Below are 14,728 nucleotides of genomic sequence, written 5' to 3' on the forward strand. Positions count from 1 at the left end.
CGGTAGCGCGCCACGACGGTCGCCTCGTCGGCGTCGGGGAAGAGCTCGCGCTTGTACGAGGCCAGTCGCGCCTCGGCGATCAGGTAGCGCTGCACGTCGCCGGTCGGGCCGTCGGACTCGACCACGACGTAGTCGATGTCGTCGCCCACCATGACCGCAAGGTTGGAGGGCAGCGTCCACGGCGTCGTGGTCCAGATGAGGGCGAGCACGCCCCCGAGCTCGTCGTCGCCGTCCAGCCGGAAGCCGACGGTCACCGCGGGGTCCTGGCGGTTCTGGTAGACCTCGTCGTCCATGCGCAGCTCGTGGTTGGACAGCGGGGTCTCGTCCTGCCAGCAGTAGGGCAGGACGCGGAAGCCCTCGTAGACCAGACCCTTGTCGTAGAGCGTCTTGAACGCCCAGATGACCGACTCCATGTAGTCGGGGTTGAGGGTCTTGTAGTCGTGGTCGAAGTCGACCCAGCGCGCCTGGCGGGTGACGTAGTCGCGCCACTCGCCGGTGTACTTGAGCACCGACGCGCGGCAGGCGTCGTTGAACTTGTCGATGCCCATCTCGACGATCTCGTCGGTGGTCTTGATGCCGTTGAGGCGCATCGCCTCGAGCTCGGCGGGCAGGCCGTGGGTGTCCCAGCCGAAGCGGCGCTCCACGCGCTTGCCGCGCATGGTCTGGTAGCGCGGGACGATGTCCTTGACGTAGCCGGTGAGCAGGTGGCCGTAGTGCGGCAGGCCGTTGGCGAACGGCGGGCCGTCGTAGAAGACGAACTCGTTGCTGCCGTTCTCGCCGGCGGGCCGGGCCTCGACCGAAGCGCGGAAGGTGCCGTCGCGCTCCCAAGCGTCCAGTACCTCGCGCTCGAGCGCGGGGAAGGACGGGTGGGCGGGGACCGACGGATAACGGTCGCTCATGACGAGTGGTGCTCCTCGTGCGTGGCTCGTGCTGCTGCCGGCACGGGGACGACGCTCACGCGAGCGCCGCGGTACCACCCCGCTTGCCGCCCCGTGGTGGAACGGCCTCTCGTTCGACGGCTGTGACGGGCCGACCCGTCCGGTTCTACTCCGCCCGCGGACGGGCGTTTCTTCCGGAGGCTCCCCGGTGATGGCCGGATCAGTGCCTGTGTGACAAGGGTAGCGCCCCGCCGCCACCCGGTATTCCGCCGGCCTCGAACGCCCGGCGCGGATGCTCCCCCGAGCCGGACCCGGCCGTGCCGACCTCGGATTTCGCGGATCCCCTGCGGTGCAACGGGGCTAGACTCACCTCCGTCCGGGGCCAGCCGGAGAAGGCGGTGGTCGACGATGCCAACCGGCGCGAGCGTGGACCAGGAGGCCCTCCGCGAGCAGGTCCGCGAGAAGTACCGCGAGGTGGCCCGCTTCCCCGGGCGCGGCTTCCACTTCCACACCGGCCGCCCCCTCGCCCGGCGGCTCGGCTACGAGCCCGGCCTGCTCGCGACCCTGCCCGAACCGGCCGTCGAGTCGTTCGCCGGTGTCGCCAACCCGTTCTCGCTGCACCCCCTGCTGCCGGGCGAGCGCGTCGTGGACGTCGGTTCCGGGGCCGGGTTCGACACGGTCGTCGCCGCCTCCCAGGTCGGGTCCGCCGGCAGCGTGATCGGGGTCGACATGACGCCCGACATGCTCGCGAGAGCCGGCGCAACCGCTGCTGCGCTGGGGCTGGAGAACGTCGAGTACCGCGAGGGGCTCGCCGAGGCGCTCCCGGTCGAGGACGGCTGGGCCGACGTGGTGATCTCCAACGGCGTCGTCAACCTGTGCGCGGACAAGCGCGCCGTGTTCGGCGAGATCCGGCGGGTGCTCCGGCCCGGCGGCAGGCTGCAGTTCGCCGACATCGCCAACGGGCGGCCGATACCGGAGGCCGCCGCCCAGGACATCGACCTCTGGACCGGTTGAATCGCCGGCGGGCTGCCCAGGTCGGGCTGGCGTCGGATGCTCGAGGAGTGCGGCTTCGTCGACGTGGTGATCGGCGAACCGGTCGACACGTTCGCGGGCGCCGCGGGCGAGGCGAATGCCAGGACCTTCGAGGTCCACGGCTACGCCTTCCTCGCCCGGCTCCCGGGTGGGGACGCGCGGACTACCGCGTGGCGGGCTCCTGCGCCGTGAGCGCGCGCACCGGCGTGCACCACGCGCACGGGGTGAAGCCCAGTTCGACCGCCTCCCGGACCGGGAGCGGGATCGTCGGCTTGCCCTCGAGGGCCCGGCAACCGCTCATGTGGTAGCGCGGCTGCTCGTCGACGACCAGCACCTCCGACTCCAGACCCGCGACGACCGCGGCCGCCCCGGCGTCCGGGGTCTCCTCCGGCGGCTCCGCGTCGGCCTGCGGTGGCGCGGACTCGGCGCCCGGGTCGGATCCGGACTCCGCGGCGGCGCCGGCAGCGACACCGGCAGCGGCACCGGCCGCACCCGCGGGCTCGGCGTCCTCCTGCTCCGCGGTCGCCGCCTGCCCGTCCGCCGCGTCCTCGTCCTTCGTCGCGTCGGTGGCCTCGGCCGCCGGGGCGTCGCCGGCGGCCTGCGCGCCGTCGCCGGGTCCCTCGGCGGACCCGGCGGTGCCCTCCGGCTCCTGCGCCGCGGGCGAGGTGGTGGTCGAGCCCTGGTCGGAGGCGGCGGCGTCGGTGCCGCCGCTCGCGGCGGCCTCGGTGGGCGGTGCGGCGCCGCCCTGCTCGGCGGCCGCGGGCGCGACCGTCGTGGGCGCCGCGTCGCCGGCGGCGGGCCCCTCGTCCGGGCCCGCTGAAGGTGTGGCCGTGGTAGCCGCGGCACCGGAATCCGTCACGCTGGGTGACGAATCCCCGCCCGACGAGGTGGAATCGCCGGAAGCGCCGGGCGGTAGCCCAGCAGAGGCGGACGGTTGCACGGCGGGCATCACGACGGTCTTGGTCGCGTCCGACGCGTCGTCGAACCGCTCACCGGTCGTCCCCTCGTCACGGCCGGGGTCGTCGGCCGAGCGCGGGATGACCGGCAGCACCTCGGTGACCGGCTCCGGGTCCTGAGAACGCGCGCGGAGCGGTTCTCCGGCGGCGGGGACGGCAGCGGCCTCGGCACCGGCCCGTACCGCGCTCCGTCGCTGCAGCCAGTCGATGAGCAACACCGCCGCGGCGGCGACGCTCACACCCACGGACACCCAGGCCCACAGGACGCTGCCCGAGAGCAGGGCCACGACCAGCAGGCCGAAGGCGATCAGAACGAGGATCAGGACCAGCAGCAGCACGTCTCACTCCGTGTTGCGGAGGTGCGGCGTGACGGATCGGGCCGCACCACCCGGGTCGGTCGAGGTCAGCTCCCGGCGTCGGCGCGCTGGCCGTAGCCGGTGGAGGCGTATCCGCCGTTCGAGCTGGACCGGCTGTCGGACGGCGCTGCGGAGCCACGCTCCCCGAGGTCGCGCAGCTGCGACTCCAGGTACGTCTTGAGCCGGGTGCGGTACTCGCGTTCGAAGGTGCGCAGTTCGTCGATCTTCTTCTCGAGCACCGACTTGTCACGCGTGATGGTGCCGATGATCTCGGCCTGCTTGCGTTCGGCGTCGCCGACCAGCGTGGCGGCCTTGTCGCGCGACTGCCGTTCCAGGGTCTCCGCCCTGGTGCGCGCGTCGTTGAGCATCGTCTCGGCCCGGGCACGAGCGTCGTTGACGAGCGCGTCGGCCTTGCTGCGGGCCTCCGACAGCAGCTGCTCCGACTTGGTGCGCGCGTCGCTGAGCATGGCGTCGGCTTCGCTCTTGGCCTCGGCGGTGAGCCGCTCGGCCATCTCCTGGGCCATGCTCAGGACCTTCGCGACCTGCACGTGGTGGTCGCCGCCCTCGGCCTCGAGCGCCGCGCCCATGGCGCGTCCGGGCTCCTGCCGCTGGATCTGCTGCGTGGGCGGGGACACCGCGCCCATCGCGGCAGGTCGCGAACGGGCCTCCTCCAGGTCGGCCTGCGCGTTCCCGAGGCGCTGCTCGAGCTGAGCGACCTGCTCGCGCAGGTCCTCGTTCTCCTCGATCAGGCGAGCCAGCTCGGCCTCGACCAGGTCCAGGAACGCGTCGACCTCGTCCTCGTTGTACCCCCGCTTCCCGATCGGGGGCTTGCTGAACGCGACGTTGTGGACGTCGGCGGGCGTCAGCGGCATCGGATCACCTCATGCAGTCCTCGGCGGCGGCACCGTGTGACTGGGGCTCACTACGGCGTCGGCTGGGCAACGTTCATCAGTATGAACACCACCAGCAGTAGAACCATAATCGACAGGTCCAGTCCAACGCCGCCGATGCGGAGGACGGGGATCACTCTCCGCAACAACTTCACGGGCGGGTCGGTCGCTGTGAAGATCAGTTCGAGCGCGACGGCGCTCGGGCCCGCCGGTACCCACTGGCGCGCGAAGCTGCGCACGAGCTCCACGACGATCCGGCCCACGAGCATGAGCCAGAAGAAGAACAGCAGGTAGTAGACGACGAACTGGATGGCGAGCACGTCGCGATCCTAGCCGCGGACCACGTCCGTCACTCCCCCCGGAAGCCGCGGTCCGGGTCGGAGGCGCCCGAGACGCTGCGCTGGGCGAGCATCCGCGCGTCCTCCGCCGACACCTCGACGTCGGCCGGGGTCAGCAGGAACACCCGGTTGGTGACCTTGTCGAACCCGCCGTGGAGGGCGAACACCAGGCCGGCCGCGAAGTCGACGAGGCGCTTGGCCTCGGCCGCGTCGAGCTCGGTCAGGTTCATGATCACCGGTACGCCGCTGCGGTACCTCTCGCCGATCGTGCGCGCGTCCCGGTAGCTGCGCGGCTGCAGCGTGGTGATCCGGGCGAGCGCGGACGCGCCGTTCGCGCGGTCGCGCTGCTCGGGCACCACGGCCGGCGCCGCGCCGGTGGGGCGCACCGGTTCCTGCAGGTCAGGCTCCATGGCGAGGGCCCCGCGGACCGGGGATCCCACGGAGCCGCGCGCCTGGCCCCGGTCGGCGGCGGGACGCGCGGGCCGGCGGTCCCACTCGTCGTCGTAGCGGTCGCGCCGCACCGGGTCGGAATCGTCCTCGTAGGCGAACCGGTCGTCCCAGCGCTCGTTGGCGTAGTCGCGCACCGAGCGGTCGCGGCGCGCCCCCGGGTAACGGTCGGCGAGGGGCTCGTCGGCGTACTCGCCCATCTCCTCGGCGGGCACCATGCCGAAGTAGGCCTTGAGCCGGTACATCGCGCCCATCCGCGCTCCCATCATCGACTGCCCCGACGGCCGGTCACAGCACCGGTGACCGACGATCACCGCGAGGTTATCGGTCGGTCCCCCACAAGGGCCGTTCCGACACGCACCACACCCGATCCGTGCCGGATCGCGGCCTCCAGATCGCCGCTCATCCCGGCCGAGAGGACCGTGGCCTGCGGAAATCGATCACGCAGTTCGGCGGCCGCCGCGGCGACGTCGGCGAACGCCTCGTCCGGGTCGGCCCCCAACGGGGCGACGGACATCAGCCCGGCGAGGTGCAGCCCGGCGCACGTGGCGACGTGTTCGGCGAGCGGGAGGAGGTCCGCTCGGGGGACACCCCCTCGCCGTGGGTCACCGTCGACGCTGTACTGGATCAGGATCGGTAACCGATCGGTGCGCCGACCGGTCTCCTGCTCGCGCCGTACGGCCGCATCCAACGCGTCCGCGAGCCGGATGGAATCCACCGACTCCACCCGATCGGCCCAGCGCGCGACGGACTTGGCCTTGTTCCGCTGGAGCGTGCCGACCATGTGCCAGCGCGGCCGCGCCTGCGGGCGCAGCCGGGCCACCGCCTCGACCTTCGCCTCGGCCTCCTGCACGCGGTTCTCCGCGAACGCGGTCAGCCCGAGGTCGATCAGCGTCGCGACGTCCTCCGCGGGCACGGTCTTCGTCACCGCCAGCAGCTCGACGGAGGCGGGGTCCCGGCCGGCGGCGACGCACGCCCGGCGGATCCGCTCCCGGACTGCGGCCAGCCGCTCTTCGAGCTCCGAACGTCGATCCACGCGCTCCATCGAACCCCCTCGCCCGCGCGCGCCCCAACGGGGCCGCGTCACCGCGGGTCGAGCCAGGTGATCGCCGCCTGACGCCCGCTGCGCGGGTCGCGGCGGTGGCTGTAGAGATCGGGGGTCTCCCGCGTGCAGCGCGGGTCCCCGCCGATGCGGGCCACCCCCAGCTCGACGAGCTGGTGGTAGAGGCCGGCGCGCAGGTCCAGCCCCGGCGTGCCCCGCCGGGTCCGCACGGCGCTGCCGGGCAGGCGCGCGTCCACCTCCGCGCGCATCCGCTCGGGCACCTCGTAGCAGCCGCCGCAGATCGCAGGCCCGAGCAGCACCTCGAGGGCGTCGCGGCGGGCGCCGAGCGCCTCCATCGCCTCGACGGTCGCGGGCACCACGCCCGCGGCGGCGCCCACCCGGCCGGCGTGCGCGGCGCCAACGACCCCGGCGGCGGGGTCGGCGAGCAGCACCGGCACGCAGTCGGCGGCGAGCACCGCGATCCCGACCCTCGGCAACGCGGTGACCACGGCGTCGGTGGCGGGCACGTCGGGGGCGTCCGGGTCGGGGACGGCGTCGATGGTGGCGACGTTCGTCCCGTGCACCTGCTCGAGGAACACCACCGGCACCCCGAGCTCGCGGCGCAGCCGCTCCCGGTTGGCCGCGACGCTCGCCGGGTCGTCCCCGACGCGCGGGGACAGGTTGAAGGAGGCGAAGTCACCGCGGGAGCGGCCGCCCGCCCGGGTGGTCACCACCCGTCGGACGCGGAAGCTCACCTCTTCATGAACGGTGGCACGTCCACGTCGTCGTCGAGGTCCGCGACGTCCACCGGCTGCGTGTAGAGGGACGAGGTGGAGCGCTCGGCGGGGTGCGGCCGCTGCGGCTCGGGCACCGGGTCGGCCTGGCGCGGCGCCGCGGCGGAGAACGTGCCGGTGGCCGGCGGCGCGGCGGGAGGCAGGGTGCCCGCCTGGTTGGGGGTGCTGGGCGCGGCCGGCTGGGCCGTCGCGCGCCCGCTGGTGTAGGGCACCGACTGCGCGCCGGACGACTGCGCACCGGACGAGCCGTTGCCGGTGTGCCCCGTGCCGTTCGCGGTGGTGCCGTTCGCGGTGGTGCCGTTCTCCGCGGTGCCGTTCGCGGCGGTGCCGTTGCCCGCCGCGGGCGCGGTGGTCGACGCCGCGGCGGGCACCGACGCGCTCGCGGCGGGTGCGGCCGTCGGCGGGGTCGGGGCGGCGGAGGCCTGCGGCGCGGTCCCCGCGGCGGACCCGGAGGCGGTGGCCCCGGTCGCCCCGTTGCCCTGCGCCGGCGCGCCGCCGGAGGAGCCGCCCGAGGACGTCGTGCCGCTCACCCCCTGCGCGATCACCCCGGGGGAGGCCTTCTCCTTCTCCTGCGACTTGAACGCGGTGGGCTCCAGCTTCTTGTGCGTGGGCCCGCCCGCCTCGAAGCCGGCGGCGATGACGGTGACGCGGACCTCGTCGCCCAGCGAGTCGTCGATCACCGTCCCGAAGATGATGTTGGCCTCGGGGTGCGCGGCCTCCTGCACCAGCGAGGCGGCCTCGTTGATCTCGAACAGGCCGAGGTCGGAGCCGCCCGCGATGGACAGCAGGACGCCCTGTGCCCCGTCCATGGAGGCCTCCAGCAGCGGCGAATTGATCGCCTTGCCCGCCGCCTGCACGGCGCGGCCCTCGCCGCGCGAGGACCCGATGCCCATGAGCGCGCTGCCCGCGCCGGACATGACGGACTTGACGTCGGCGAAGTCGAGGTTGATCAGGCCCGGCGTGGTGATCAGGTTGGTGATGCCCTGCACACCGGACAGCAGCACCTCGTCGGCGGAGCGGAACGCGTCCATCAGCGACACGCCCACGTCACCGAGCTGCAGGAGCCGGTCGTTGGGGATGACGATGAGGGTGTCGCACTCGTTGCGCAGCGAGGTGATGCCCTCCTCGGCCTGCGCGGCCCGGCGGCGGCCCTCGAACGTGAACGGCCGCGTGACCACGCCGATGGTGAGCGCACCGAGCTTGCGCGCGATCGACGCGACCACCGGCGCGCCGCCGGTGCCGGTGCCGCCGCCCTCGCCCGCGGTGACGAAGACCATGTCGGCCCCCTTGAGGACCTCCTCGATCTCCTCGCGGTGGTCCTCGGCGGCCTTGCGGCCGACCTCGGGGTTGGCGCCGGCGCCGAGGCCGCGCGTCAGCTCGCGACCGATGTCGAGCTTGACGTCGGCGTCGGACATCAGCAGGGCCTGCGCGTCCGTGTTCACCGCGATGAACTCGACGCCCTTCAGGCCGACCTCGATCATGCGGTTGACGGCGTTCACGCCGCCGCCACCGATGCCGACGACCTTGATCACGGCCAGGTAGTTGTGCGGGGGCGTCATAAGGGCGCACCTTCCAGTCAAGCTCGGGTCCGTCCCCGGGGGTCCGGGCCATCCGGTGGAGACGCTAGGTCTCGTCCCGGTCTCGGTCCAGCAGGCGCGCCGCTGGCGCGCCAGCCCCCAAAGGGGTCGATCTTCGATGCTGATCTTTCCCTCCGGCCCGGGAGAACGGGCGACCGGGGGCCGGTTCGTCACCTTAGCGGGCGACCCGCGGCCACCCGGCCGGTGTGATCAACGGCGGATCGTCGGCAGGTCGGGGCTCGTCACGTCGTACACGGTGCCGGGCTGCGTGAGCAGCGCGGAGAGCGTCGCGGCCTTCTCCTCGGCCCGCTCCGGGGTGCCCCAGCGGACTTCCTTGCCGTCGGCGAGGCGCAGCGTGACCTGGCCGGGCGCGCCCGGGGACACGACGCTCGCGCCGACGGACTCGACCTGCGCGTGCAGCTCGTCGGGAAGGGAGGTGAGCACGGCGACCGCGGCGAGCGTCGCCGGGTCCCCCGTGCGCGGCGAGGTCACCAGGCGCGGCAGGTCGGGTGCAGGCGCCCCCCGGTAGACGACGCCGGTGCGGTCGACGAGCGCGGGCCCCTGCGAGGTGGACACGGTCGCCACCGGCACCCGCTCGGTGACGGTGACCGCGACCGTGTGCGGCCACGACCGGCCCACGTGCACCGACTCCACCGGGGGCAGCGCGGCGACCCGCTCCGCCACGGCGTCGGTGTCGATGGCGGCGAGCGGGGCGTGCAGCGGCACACCCGCGGCGGCACGCACGTCGTCCTCCTGCAGCGTGACCAGCCCGGCGACCTCGACGGCCTCCACGTCGAACAGGCCGGAGTCGTAGAGCAGCACCCGCACGCCGAAGCCGAGCCCGACCAGCACGACCAGCCCGATCAGCAGCGCCGCGAGGCGGCGGCGCCGGTAGCGCGCCCTCGGAACCGGCCGCCGCGGCGGCTGCGGGTCGCGCGGCGGGCGGGCGGCGGGGCGCTCGGCGACCGCGCGATCGCCCGCTCGGCCGTCGCCGCCGCGCCGTCCGCGACCGGGGCGCGCCATCACTTCTCCCGCTTCTCCAGCTCCAGCAGGATCTCCGGGGCCAGCACGGTGACGTCGCCCGCGCCCATCGTGATGACGAGGTCGCCCGCCCGCGCGATCCCGGCCACGACGGCCGGCACGTCCTCCCAGCGCGGCACGAACCGCACCCGCTCGCGCGGCAGCGGCACCGCGTCGGCGATCAGCGCGCCGCTCACGCCCGGTTGCGGGTCCTCGCGCGCGCCGTACACGTCGAGTACGACCACCTCGTCGGCGAGCCCGAGCGCCTCGCCGAACTCGCGGGCGAAGTCGCGGGTGCGGGAGTACAGGTGCGGCTGGAACGCCACGACCACGCGGCCGCCCTGCTCGGCCTGGCCCTCGACGACCTGCCGGGCCGCCCGCAGCTGCGCGGCGACCTTGCTCGGGTGGTGGGCGTAGTCGTCGTAGACCGCGACGCCCGCGGCGCGGCCGCGGAACTCGAAGCGCCGCCTGACGCCGTCGAACGCGGCGAGCCCGGCCAGCAGCACGTCCGGCGCCGCGCCCAGCTCGACCCCGGCGAGCAGCGCGCCGAGCGCGTTGAGCGCCATGTGCTCGCCGGGCACGGCGAGCCGCAACAGGTGCTCGCGGTCGGCGTGGCGCAGCACGACGCGGGCGCCGGTGCCGTCGGGGCGGAAGTCGACCAGGCGCGCGTCGGCGTCGGCGGCGCGCCCGTAGCGGCGCACCCGGATGCCCCGCGCCTGCGCGCGGGCGGCGAGCGCGGCGGCGCCCGGGTCGTCGACGCACGTCACGAGCGCCCCGCCGGGCACGATCCGGCCGAGGAACTCGTCGAACGCCGCGATGTAGGCCTCGGCGTCGCCGTAGTGGTCGAGGTGGTCGGCCTCGACGTTCGTCACCACCGCCACCTCGGGCGAGAACGCGAGGAACGACGCGTCGCTCTCGTCGGCCTCCACGACGAAGACGTCGCCGCTGCCCTCGTGGGCGCCGGACCCGGACGCGGCCAGGTCCCCGCCGATCGCGAACGACGGGTCGAGCCCGCAGTGCTGCAGCGCCACGGTGAGCATCGACGTGGTGGAGGTCTTGCCCGCCGTGCCGGTGACGGCGGCGAGCCGTCGCCCGGCGGTGAGGGCGGCGAGCGCCTGGGCGCGGTGCACGACCGGCAGGCCGCGCTCGCGGGCGGCGGCGAGCTCGGGGTTGGTCTCGCGGATGGCCGACGACACCACCACGGTGGCGGGCGGCTCGGGCAGGTGGGCCGGGTCGTGGCCGATCGCGACGTCGGCGCCGAGCGCGCGCAACGCGAGCACGGTGCGGGAGTCCTTCGCGTCCGACCCCGACACCGCCACCCCCCTGGCCAGCAGGATCCGGGCGATGCCGCTCATCCCGGCACCGCCGATCCCGATGAGGTGGACGCGCTTCTCGAGCTCGGTCATCGATCCCTCCACGGCGGCAGGACCTGCGTGGCCGGTTCCGGGGTGGCCCCGACCAGCTCCAGGACCATGCGGGCGAGCGTGTCGGCGGCGTCGGCGTGCCCCGACGAGCGGGCCGCGGCCCCGGCCCCGGCGAGCCGGCGCGGGTCGCGCAGCAGCGGCACCAGCTCGGCGACCACCCGCTGCCCGGTGAGCTCGGCGTCCGGGACGAGCACCCCGCCGCCCGCGTCGACCACCGGCCGGGCGTTGAGCGCCTGCTCGCCGTTGCCGTGCGGCAGCGGCACGTAGACGGCGGGCAGGCCGACGGCCGACACCTCCGCGACGGTGGTGGCGCCCGCCCGGCAGAGCACGGCGTCGGCGGCGGCGTAGGCGAGGTCCATGCGCTCGATGTACGGCAGGCCGACGTACCCGGGCGCGGGTGGGGCGGGCTCGCCGCCCTTGCCGTGCGAGTGCAGCACGGCGATGCCGGCCCGCAGCAGCTCGGGCAGCGCGGCGGCGAGGGCGGTGTTGAGCGTGCGGGCGCCGAGCGAGCCGCCGAAGACCAGCAGCACCGGCCCTTGCGGCGGCAGGCCGAAGAACCGGCGGGCCTCCGCGCGCAGGCCCTGGCGGTCCAGGGAGGTGATCGAGCGCCGCAGCGGCATCCCCACCACCCGCTCGCCGGGCAGCCCGCTGCCGGGCACCGCGACCGCGACGACGTCGGCGAACCGGGCGCCGACCTTGTTGGCGAGGCCCGCGCGGGCGTTGGCCTCGTGCACGACGATCGGAACCCGCCCGCGGGCACCCAGGTAGGCGGGCAGCGCGACGTAGCCGCCGAACCCGACCACCGCCTGCGCGCCGACGCCGGCGAGCACCTCGCGCACCCGCCCGACCGCGGTGCGGATCTTGCCCGGCAGCCGCAGCAGGTCGGCGGTGGGCTTGCGCGGCAACGGCACCGGCGGGATCAGCTCGAGCGGGTAGCCGCGCGCCGGGATCAGCGTGGTGTCCAGGCCCTTCTCGGTGCCGAGCGCGGTGATGCGCGCGTCCGGCCGCAGCGCGCGCACGGCGTCGGCGAAGGCCAGCGCGGGCTCGATGTGCCCGCCGCTCCCCCCGCCCGCGACGACGATCGACGGCCCGCCCGGGCCGGGGCCGGGCGCCGGGGTCGACGCCGCGCTCATCGCACCCGTCCCCGCTGCACCGGCGCCCGGTACGGCTGGGGCGGCGGCAGCCGCAGCAGCCGGGCGATGCGGCCCTCCCCGTGCTGCTTGAGCGCCGCGATGGCCTCCGGTTCGTGCCGCGCGGCGTTGGCGAGCACCCCGAAGACGAACATGGTGACCACGAGCGACGTGCCTCCCGAGGAGATCAGGGGGAGCTGCAGCCCGGTCACCGGCAGCAGCCCCACCACGTAGCCGATGTTGATGGCGGCCTGGGTGACGAGCCACGTCGTGGACGTCGCCACGACCAGCCGCAGCCACGGGTCGGCGCTGCGGGCGGCGATCCGGAAGCCGGTGTAGGCGAGCGTGGCGAACAAGGCGAGCACCGCGAACGCGCCGATGAACCCGAGCTCCTCGGCCACGATCGCGAAGATGAAGTCGTTGTGGGCATTGGGCAGGTAGCTCCATTTTGCCCGGCCCTGCCCGAGGCCCTGCCCGAAGAGCCCGCCGTCGGCGAGGGAGTACAGCGCCTGCTGCGCCTGGAAGCCCGCCGCGAGCGGGTCGGCCTTCTCCGGGTTGAGGAAGGCGGTGATGCGGCTCATCCGGTACTCGGCGCTGAACGCGAGCGCGATCGCCCCGGCCGCGGCGCCCGCCGAGAGCGCGAGGATCAGCCCCATCGGGGCCCCGCCGAAGTACAGCAGCGCGACGAGCACGACGCCGAGCGAGATCGTCATGCCCAGGTCGGGCTGCAGGACGAGCAGCGTGAGCAGCACGACCGTGACCGGCACGACCGGCGAGAGCGCGTACTTCCACCGGTGCATGACGGCGCGGCGGGCGACGAGCACGTGGGCGCCCCACAGCGTGAGCGCCACCTTCACCGCCTCGGACGGCTGCACGGAGAACGATCCGATCGCGAACCAGGCGCGCGAGCCGTTGCGGGTCTCCCCCACGAACAGCACCGCGACCAGCGCCAGCACCCCGACGATGAGCGAGGCGGGGGCGAGCGAGCGCAACCGGCGCGGGGAGATGCGCAGCCCGAGGTAGAACATCAGCAGGCCGGGCCCGCAGAACATCAGCTGCCGGGTGAACACCGAGTACGACGAGCCGTCGGCGGTGAACGACTCCACCGACGACGCCGACAGCACCATCACCAGCCCGAACAACGTGAGCAGCCCGAACACGCCGAGCACGAGGTGCAGCGACGTGAGCGGGCGGCGCAGCCACTGGCCCAGCGCCGACGCCGTGCGGGCGACCGCGACGCGCACCCCGTGCGGGCTGAACGCGCCCCGCCCGGGAAGCAGCGCGGCGGCGGCGCCTCTGCCCGAGCCGCGCCCGCCCTTCCCGCGACCGCGGGACGAACCGCCGCGGGAGCCGCCGCCCCGCGACGAGGCGCGCGCCGACCGGCCCCGCTCCCCGCCGGGGGCCCGGTCGCCCGCCCGCTGCCACGGCACGGTCACGGCGCGCCCGTCCCCGCGTGCTCGAGCGCCGCGGCGGCCTCCGCGAACCGCAACCCGCGCTCGGCGTAGTCGGTGAACTGGTCCATCGACGCCGCGGCCGGGGCGAGCAGTACGACGTCGCCCGGGCGGGCGAAGGCGGCGGCGCGCCGCACGGCGGTCGTCATGACGTCGGTCGGCATGGGGGCATCGTCGCCCGGCACGACCTCGGCGACGGGGAGGTCGGGCGCGTGTCGCGCCAGGGCGGCGAGGATCTCCGCCCGGTCGCTGCCGATCACGACGGCGGCCCGCAAGCCGCCCGCGTGCCGCGCGACGAGCTCGTCGACGGACGCGCCCTTGAGCAGGCCGCCGACGATCCAGACCACCGGCGCGGGCGCCTGCGCGGCGAGCGAGGCGGCGGCGGCGTGCGGGTTGGTGGCCTTGGAGTCGTCGACGTAGCGCACCCCGTCGACGGTGGCGACCACGGCGCCGCGGTGCGGGCCGGGCCGGAAGTCGTCGAGGCCGGCGCGGACGGCGTCCGGTCCGACGCCCGCGGCGCGGGCGAGCGCGGCCGCGGCGAGCGCGTCGAGCAGCCCGGGCTCACCCGCGGGGTGCACGGCGGCGGCCGGGGCGAGCGGGCCTGCGCCGAACGCGCGGTCGGTGAGCACGCCGTCGACGATCCCGAGCTGGTCGGGCCCCGGCTCGCCGAGGGTGACGCCGACCCGGCGCGGCGCGCTCGACTCGGCCAGCAGCGCGGCCGCCGCCGGGTCGTCCACGCCGGCGACGGCGACCTCCGCCCGCAGCGCCCGCGCCTTCGCCGCGGCGTAGGCGGCGAACGAGCCGTGCCAGTCGAGGTGGTCGTGGGCGACGTTGAGCACGCAGCCGGCGAGCGGGCGGATCGACGGCGACCAGTGCAGCTGGAAGCTCGACAGCTCCACGGCGAGCACCTCGTGCCCCGCGCGCACCGCCTCGACCACCGGGTAGCCGATGTTGCCGCAGGCCACCGCGTCGCGGCCGGCGGCGCGCAGGATCGCGGCGAGCATCCCGGTGGTGGTGGTCTTGCCGTTGGTGCCGGTGACGGCGAGCCACACCGGCGGGCGCTCCATGCCCTGGCCGAGCCACCACGCGAGCTCGGGCTCCCCCACCAGCGGCACACCCGCGGCGGCGGCCGCGGCGACGAGCGGGTGGTCCGGGCGGCGGCCCGGCGAGGTGACGACGAGGTCGGTGCCCGCGGGCACGGCGTCCGGGTCGCCGCCCGCCTCGGCGCCGGGCGGCAGGTCGGCGAGGGCCGCCGGCCGGGCGTCGGTGACGGTGACCCGGGCCCCGGCCTCGACGAGCGCAGCGGCGGCCGCGAGCCCCGACACGCCCGCGCCCGCCACGAGCACGCGGGCGCCGGACAGCTCGTCGGGCCTCATCGTGGGCTCCCCCTCCC

14 protein-coding genes are annotated in these 14,728 nt (G+C 75.2%); 1 reads left to right on the plus strand and 13 read right to left on the minus strand.

Annotation, left to right across the window (positions count from 1 at the left end):
• Nucleotides 1-899 (minus strand): class I tRNA ligase family protein (locus tag VKZ81_RS26405; RefSeq protein ID WP_324244395.1); only part of this gene is annotated, 899 nt, incomplete at its 3' end.
• A gap of 387 nt (nucleotides 900-1,286) precedes the next feature.
• On the opposite strand from VKZ81_RS26405, the gene VKZ81_RS26410 reads away from it, so the two are divergent.
• Nucleotides 1,287-1,892: a methyltransferase domain-containing protein gene (locus VKZ81_RS26410; RefSeq protein WP_324244396.1), complete on the plus strand. Its 606-nt coding sequence runs from the start codon at nucleotides 1,287-1,289 to the stop codon at nucleotides 1,890-1,892.
• A gap of 181 nt (nucleotides 1,893-2,073) precedes the next feature.
• Here the strand turns inward: VKZ81_RS26410 and VKZ81_RS26415 are convergent, their stop codons facing one another.
• The 12 genes from VKZ81_RS26415 to murD all read right to left on the minus strand — a co-directional run bounded on the left by VKZ81_RS26415 (nucleotide 2,074) and on the right by murD (nucleotide 14,711).
• On the minus strand, nucleotides 2,074-3,204 hold the full coding sequence (locus VKZ81_RS26415) for a hypothetical protein (protein WP_324244397.1): 1,131 nt from the start codon (nucleotides 3,202-3,204) through the stop codon (nucleotides 2,074-2,076).
• Between the two features lie 65 nt (nucleotides 3,205-3,269).
• Nucleotides 3,270-4,094 (minus strand): DivIVA-like cell division protein Wag31, encoded by an 825-nt coding sequence (gene wag31 / locus VKZ81_RS26420; RefSeq protein ID WP_324244398.1) that lies wholly within the window; start codon nucleotides 4,092-4,094, stop codon nucleotides 3,270-3,272.
• Nucleotides 4,095-4,144: 50 nt separating this feature from the next.
• Nucleotides 4,145-4,432, minus strand: coding sequence for a YggT family protein (locus tag VKZ81_RS26425; protein WP_324244399.1), 288 nt, complete (start codon nucleotides 4,430-4,432; stop codon nucleotides 4,145-4,147).
• A gap of 29 nt (nucleotides 4,433-4,461) precedes the next feature.
• Complete coding sequence (locus tag VKZ81_RS26430; RefSeq protein ID WP_324244400.1) at nucleotides 4,462-5,151, minus strand: cell division protein SepF; 690 nt, start codon at nucleotides 5,149-5,151, stop codon at nucleotides 4,462-4,464.
• A 56-nt stretch (nucleotides 5,152-5,207) separates the two neighbouring features.
• Nucleotides 5,208-5,942: a YggS family pyridoxal phosphate-dependent enzyme gene (locus VKZ81_RS26435; protein WP_324244401.1), complete on the minus strand. Its 735-nt coding sequence runs from the start codon at nucleotides 5,940-5,942 to the stop codon at nucleotides 5,208-5,210.
• A 38-nt stretch (nucleotides 5,943-5,980) separates the two neighbouring features.
• The gene (pgeF, locus tag VKZ81_RS26440) at nucleotides 5,981-6,694 is read right to left on the minus strand and encodes a peptidoglycan editing factor PgeF (RefSeq protein ID WP_324244402.1); all 714 of its coding nucleotides are present in this window, start codon (nucleotides 6,692-6,694) and stop codon (nucleotides 5,981-5,983) included.
• Entirely contained in the window at nucleotides 6,691-8,292 is a 1,602-nt protein-coding gene (ftsZ, locus tag VKZ81_RS26445; protein WP_324244403.1) for a cell division protein FtsZ, read from the minus strand. The genes pgeF and ftsZ overlap by 4 nt, the downstream gene beginning before the upstream one ends.
• 228 nt (nucleotides 8,293-8,520) lie before the next feature.
• Complete coding sequence (locus VKZ81_RS26450) at nucleotides 8,521-9,333, minus strand: cell division protein FtsQ/DivIB (protein WP_324244404.1); 813 nt, start codon at nucleotides 9,331-9,333, stop codon at nucleotides 8,521-8,523.
• Nucleotides 9,333-10,736, minus strand: coding sequence for a UDP-N-acetylmuramate--L-alanine ligase (gene murC / locus VKZ81_RS26455; protein ID WP_324244405.1), 1,404 nt, complete (start codon nucleotides 10,734-10,736; stop codon nucleotides 9,333-9,335). The genes VKZ81_RS26450 and murC overlap by 1 nt, the downstream gene beginning before the upstream one ends.
• The gene (gene murG / locus VKZ81_RS26460) at nucleotides 10,733-11,887 is read right to left on the minus strand and encodes an undecaprenyldiphospho-muramoylpentapeptide beta-N-acetylglucosaminyltransferase (protein ID WP_324244406.1); all 1,155 of its coding nucleotides are present in this window, start codon (nucleotides 11,885-11,887) and stop codon (nucleotides 10,733-10,735) included. The genes murC and murG overlap by 4 nt, the downstream gene beginning before the upstream one ends.
• On the minus strand, nucleotides 11,884-13,320 hold the full coding sequence (gene ftsW / locus VKZ81_RS26465) for a putative lipid II flippase FtsW (RefSeq protein WP_324244407.1): 1,437 nt from the start codon (nucleotides 13,318-13,320) through the stop codon (nucleotides 11,884-11,886). Before ftsW ends, murG begins: the two co-directional genes overlap by 4 nt.
• Complete coding sequence (murD, locus tag VKZ81_RS26470) at nucleotides 13,317-14,711, minus strand: UDP-N-acetylmuramoyl-L-alanine--D-glutamate ligase (RefSeq protein ID WP_324244408.1); 1,395 nt, start codon at nucleotides 14,709-14,711, stop codon at nucleotides 13,317-13,319. Before murD ends, ftsW begins: the two co-directional genes overlap by 4 nt.
• Between the last annotated feature and the right edge of the window lie 17 nt (nucleotides 14,712-14,728).

The organism is Pseudonocardia sp., assembly GCF_035305885.1.
In the GTDB taxonomy this organism is placed as follows: domain Bacteria; phylum Actinomycetota; class Actinomycetes; order Mycobacteriales; family Pseudonocardiaceae; genus Pseudonocardia.

Coding starts and splice junctions, on each gene's coding strand:
- VKZ81_RS26410 (WP_324244396.1), top strand. CDS start 1,287: ATGCCAACCGGCGCGAGCGTGGACCAGGAGGCCCTCCGCGAGCAGGTC.
- wag31 (WP_324244398.1), bottom strand. CDS start 4,094: ATGCCGCTGACGCCCGCCGACGTCCACAACGTCGCGTTCAGCAAGCCC.
- VKZ81_RS26430 (WP_324244400.1), bottom strand. CDS start 5,151: ATGGGCGCGATGTACCGGCTCAAGGCCTACTTCGGCATGGTGCCCGCC.
- VKZ81_RS26435 (WP_324244401.1), bottom strand. CDS start 5,942: ATGGAGCGCGTGGATCGACGTTCGGAGCTCGAAGAGCGGCTGGCCGCA.
- ftsZ (WP_324244403.1), bottom strand. CDS start 8,292: ATGACGCCCCCGCACAACTACCTGGCCGTGATCAAGGTCGTCGGCATC.
- VKZ81_RS26450 (WP_324244404.1), bottom strand. CDS start 9,333: ATGGCGCGCCCCGGTCGCGGACGGCGCGGCGGCGACGGCCGAGCGGGC.
- murC (WP_324244405.1), bottom strand. CDS start 10,736: ATGACCGAGCTCGAGAAGCGCGTCCACCTCATCGGGATCGGCGGTGCC.
- murG (WP_324244406.1), bottom strand. CDS start 11,887: ATGAGCGCGGCGTCGACCCCGGCGCCCGGCCCCGGCCCGGGCGGGCCG.
- murD (WP_324244408.1), bottom strand. CDS start 14,711: ATGAGGCCCGACGAGCTGTCCGGCGCCCGCGTGCTCGTGGCGGGCGCG.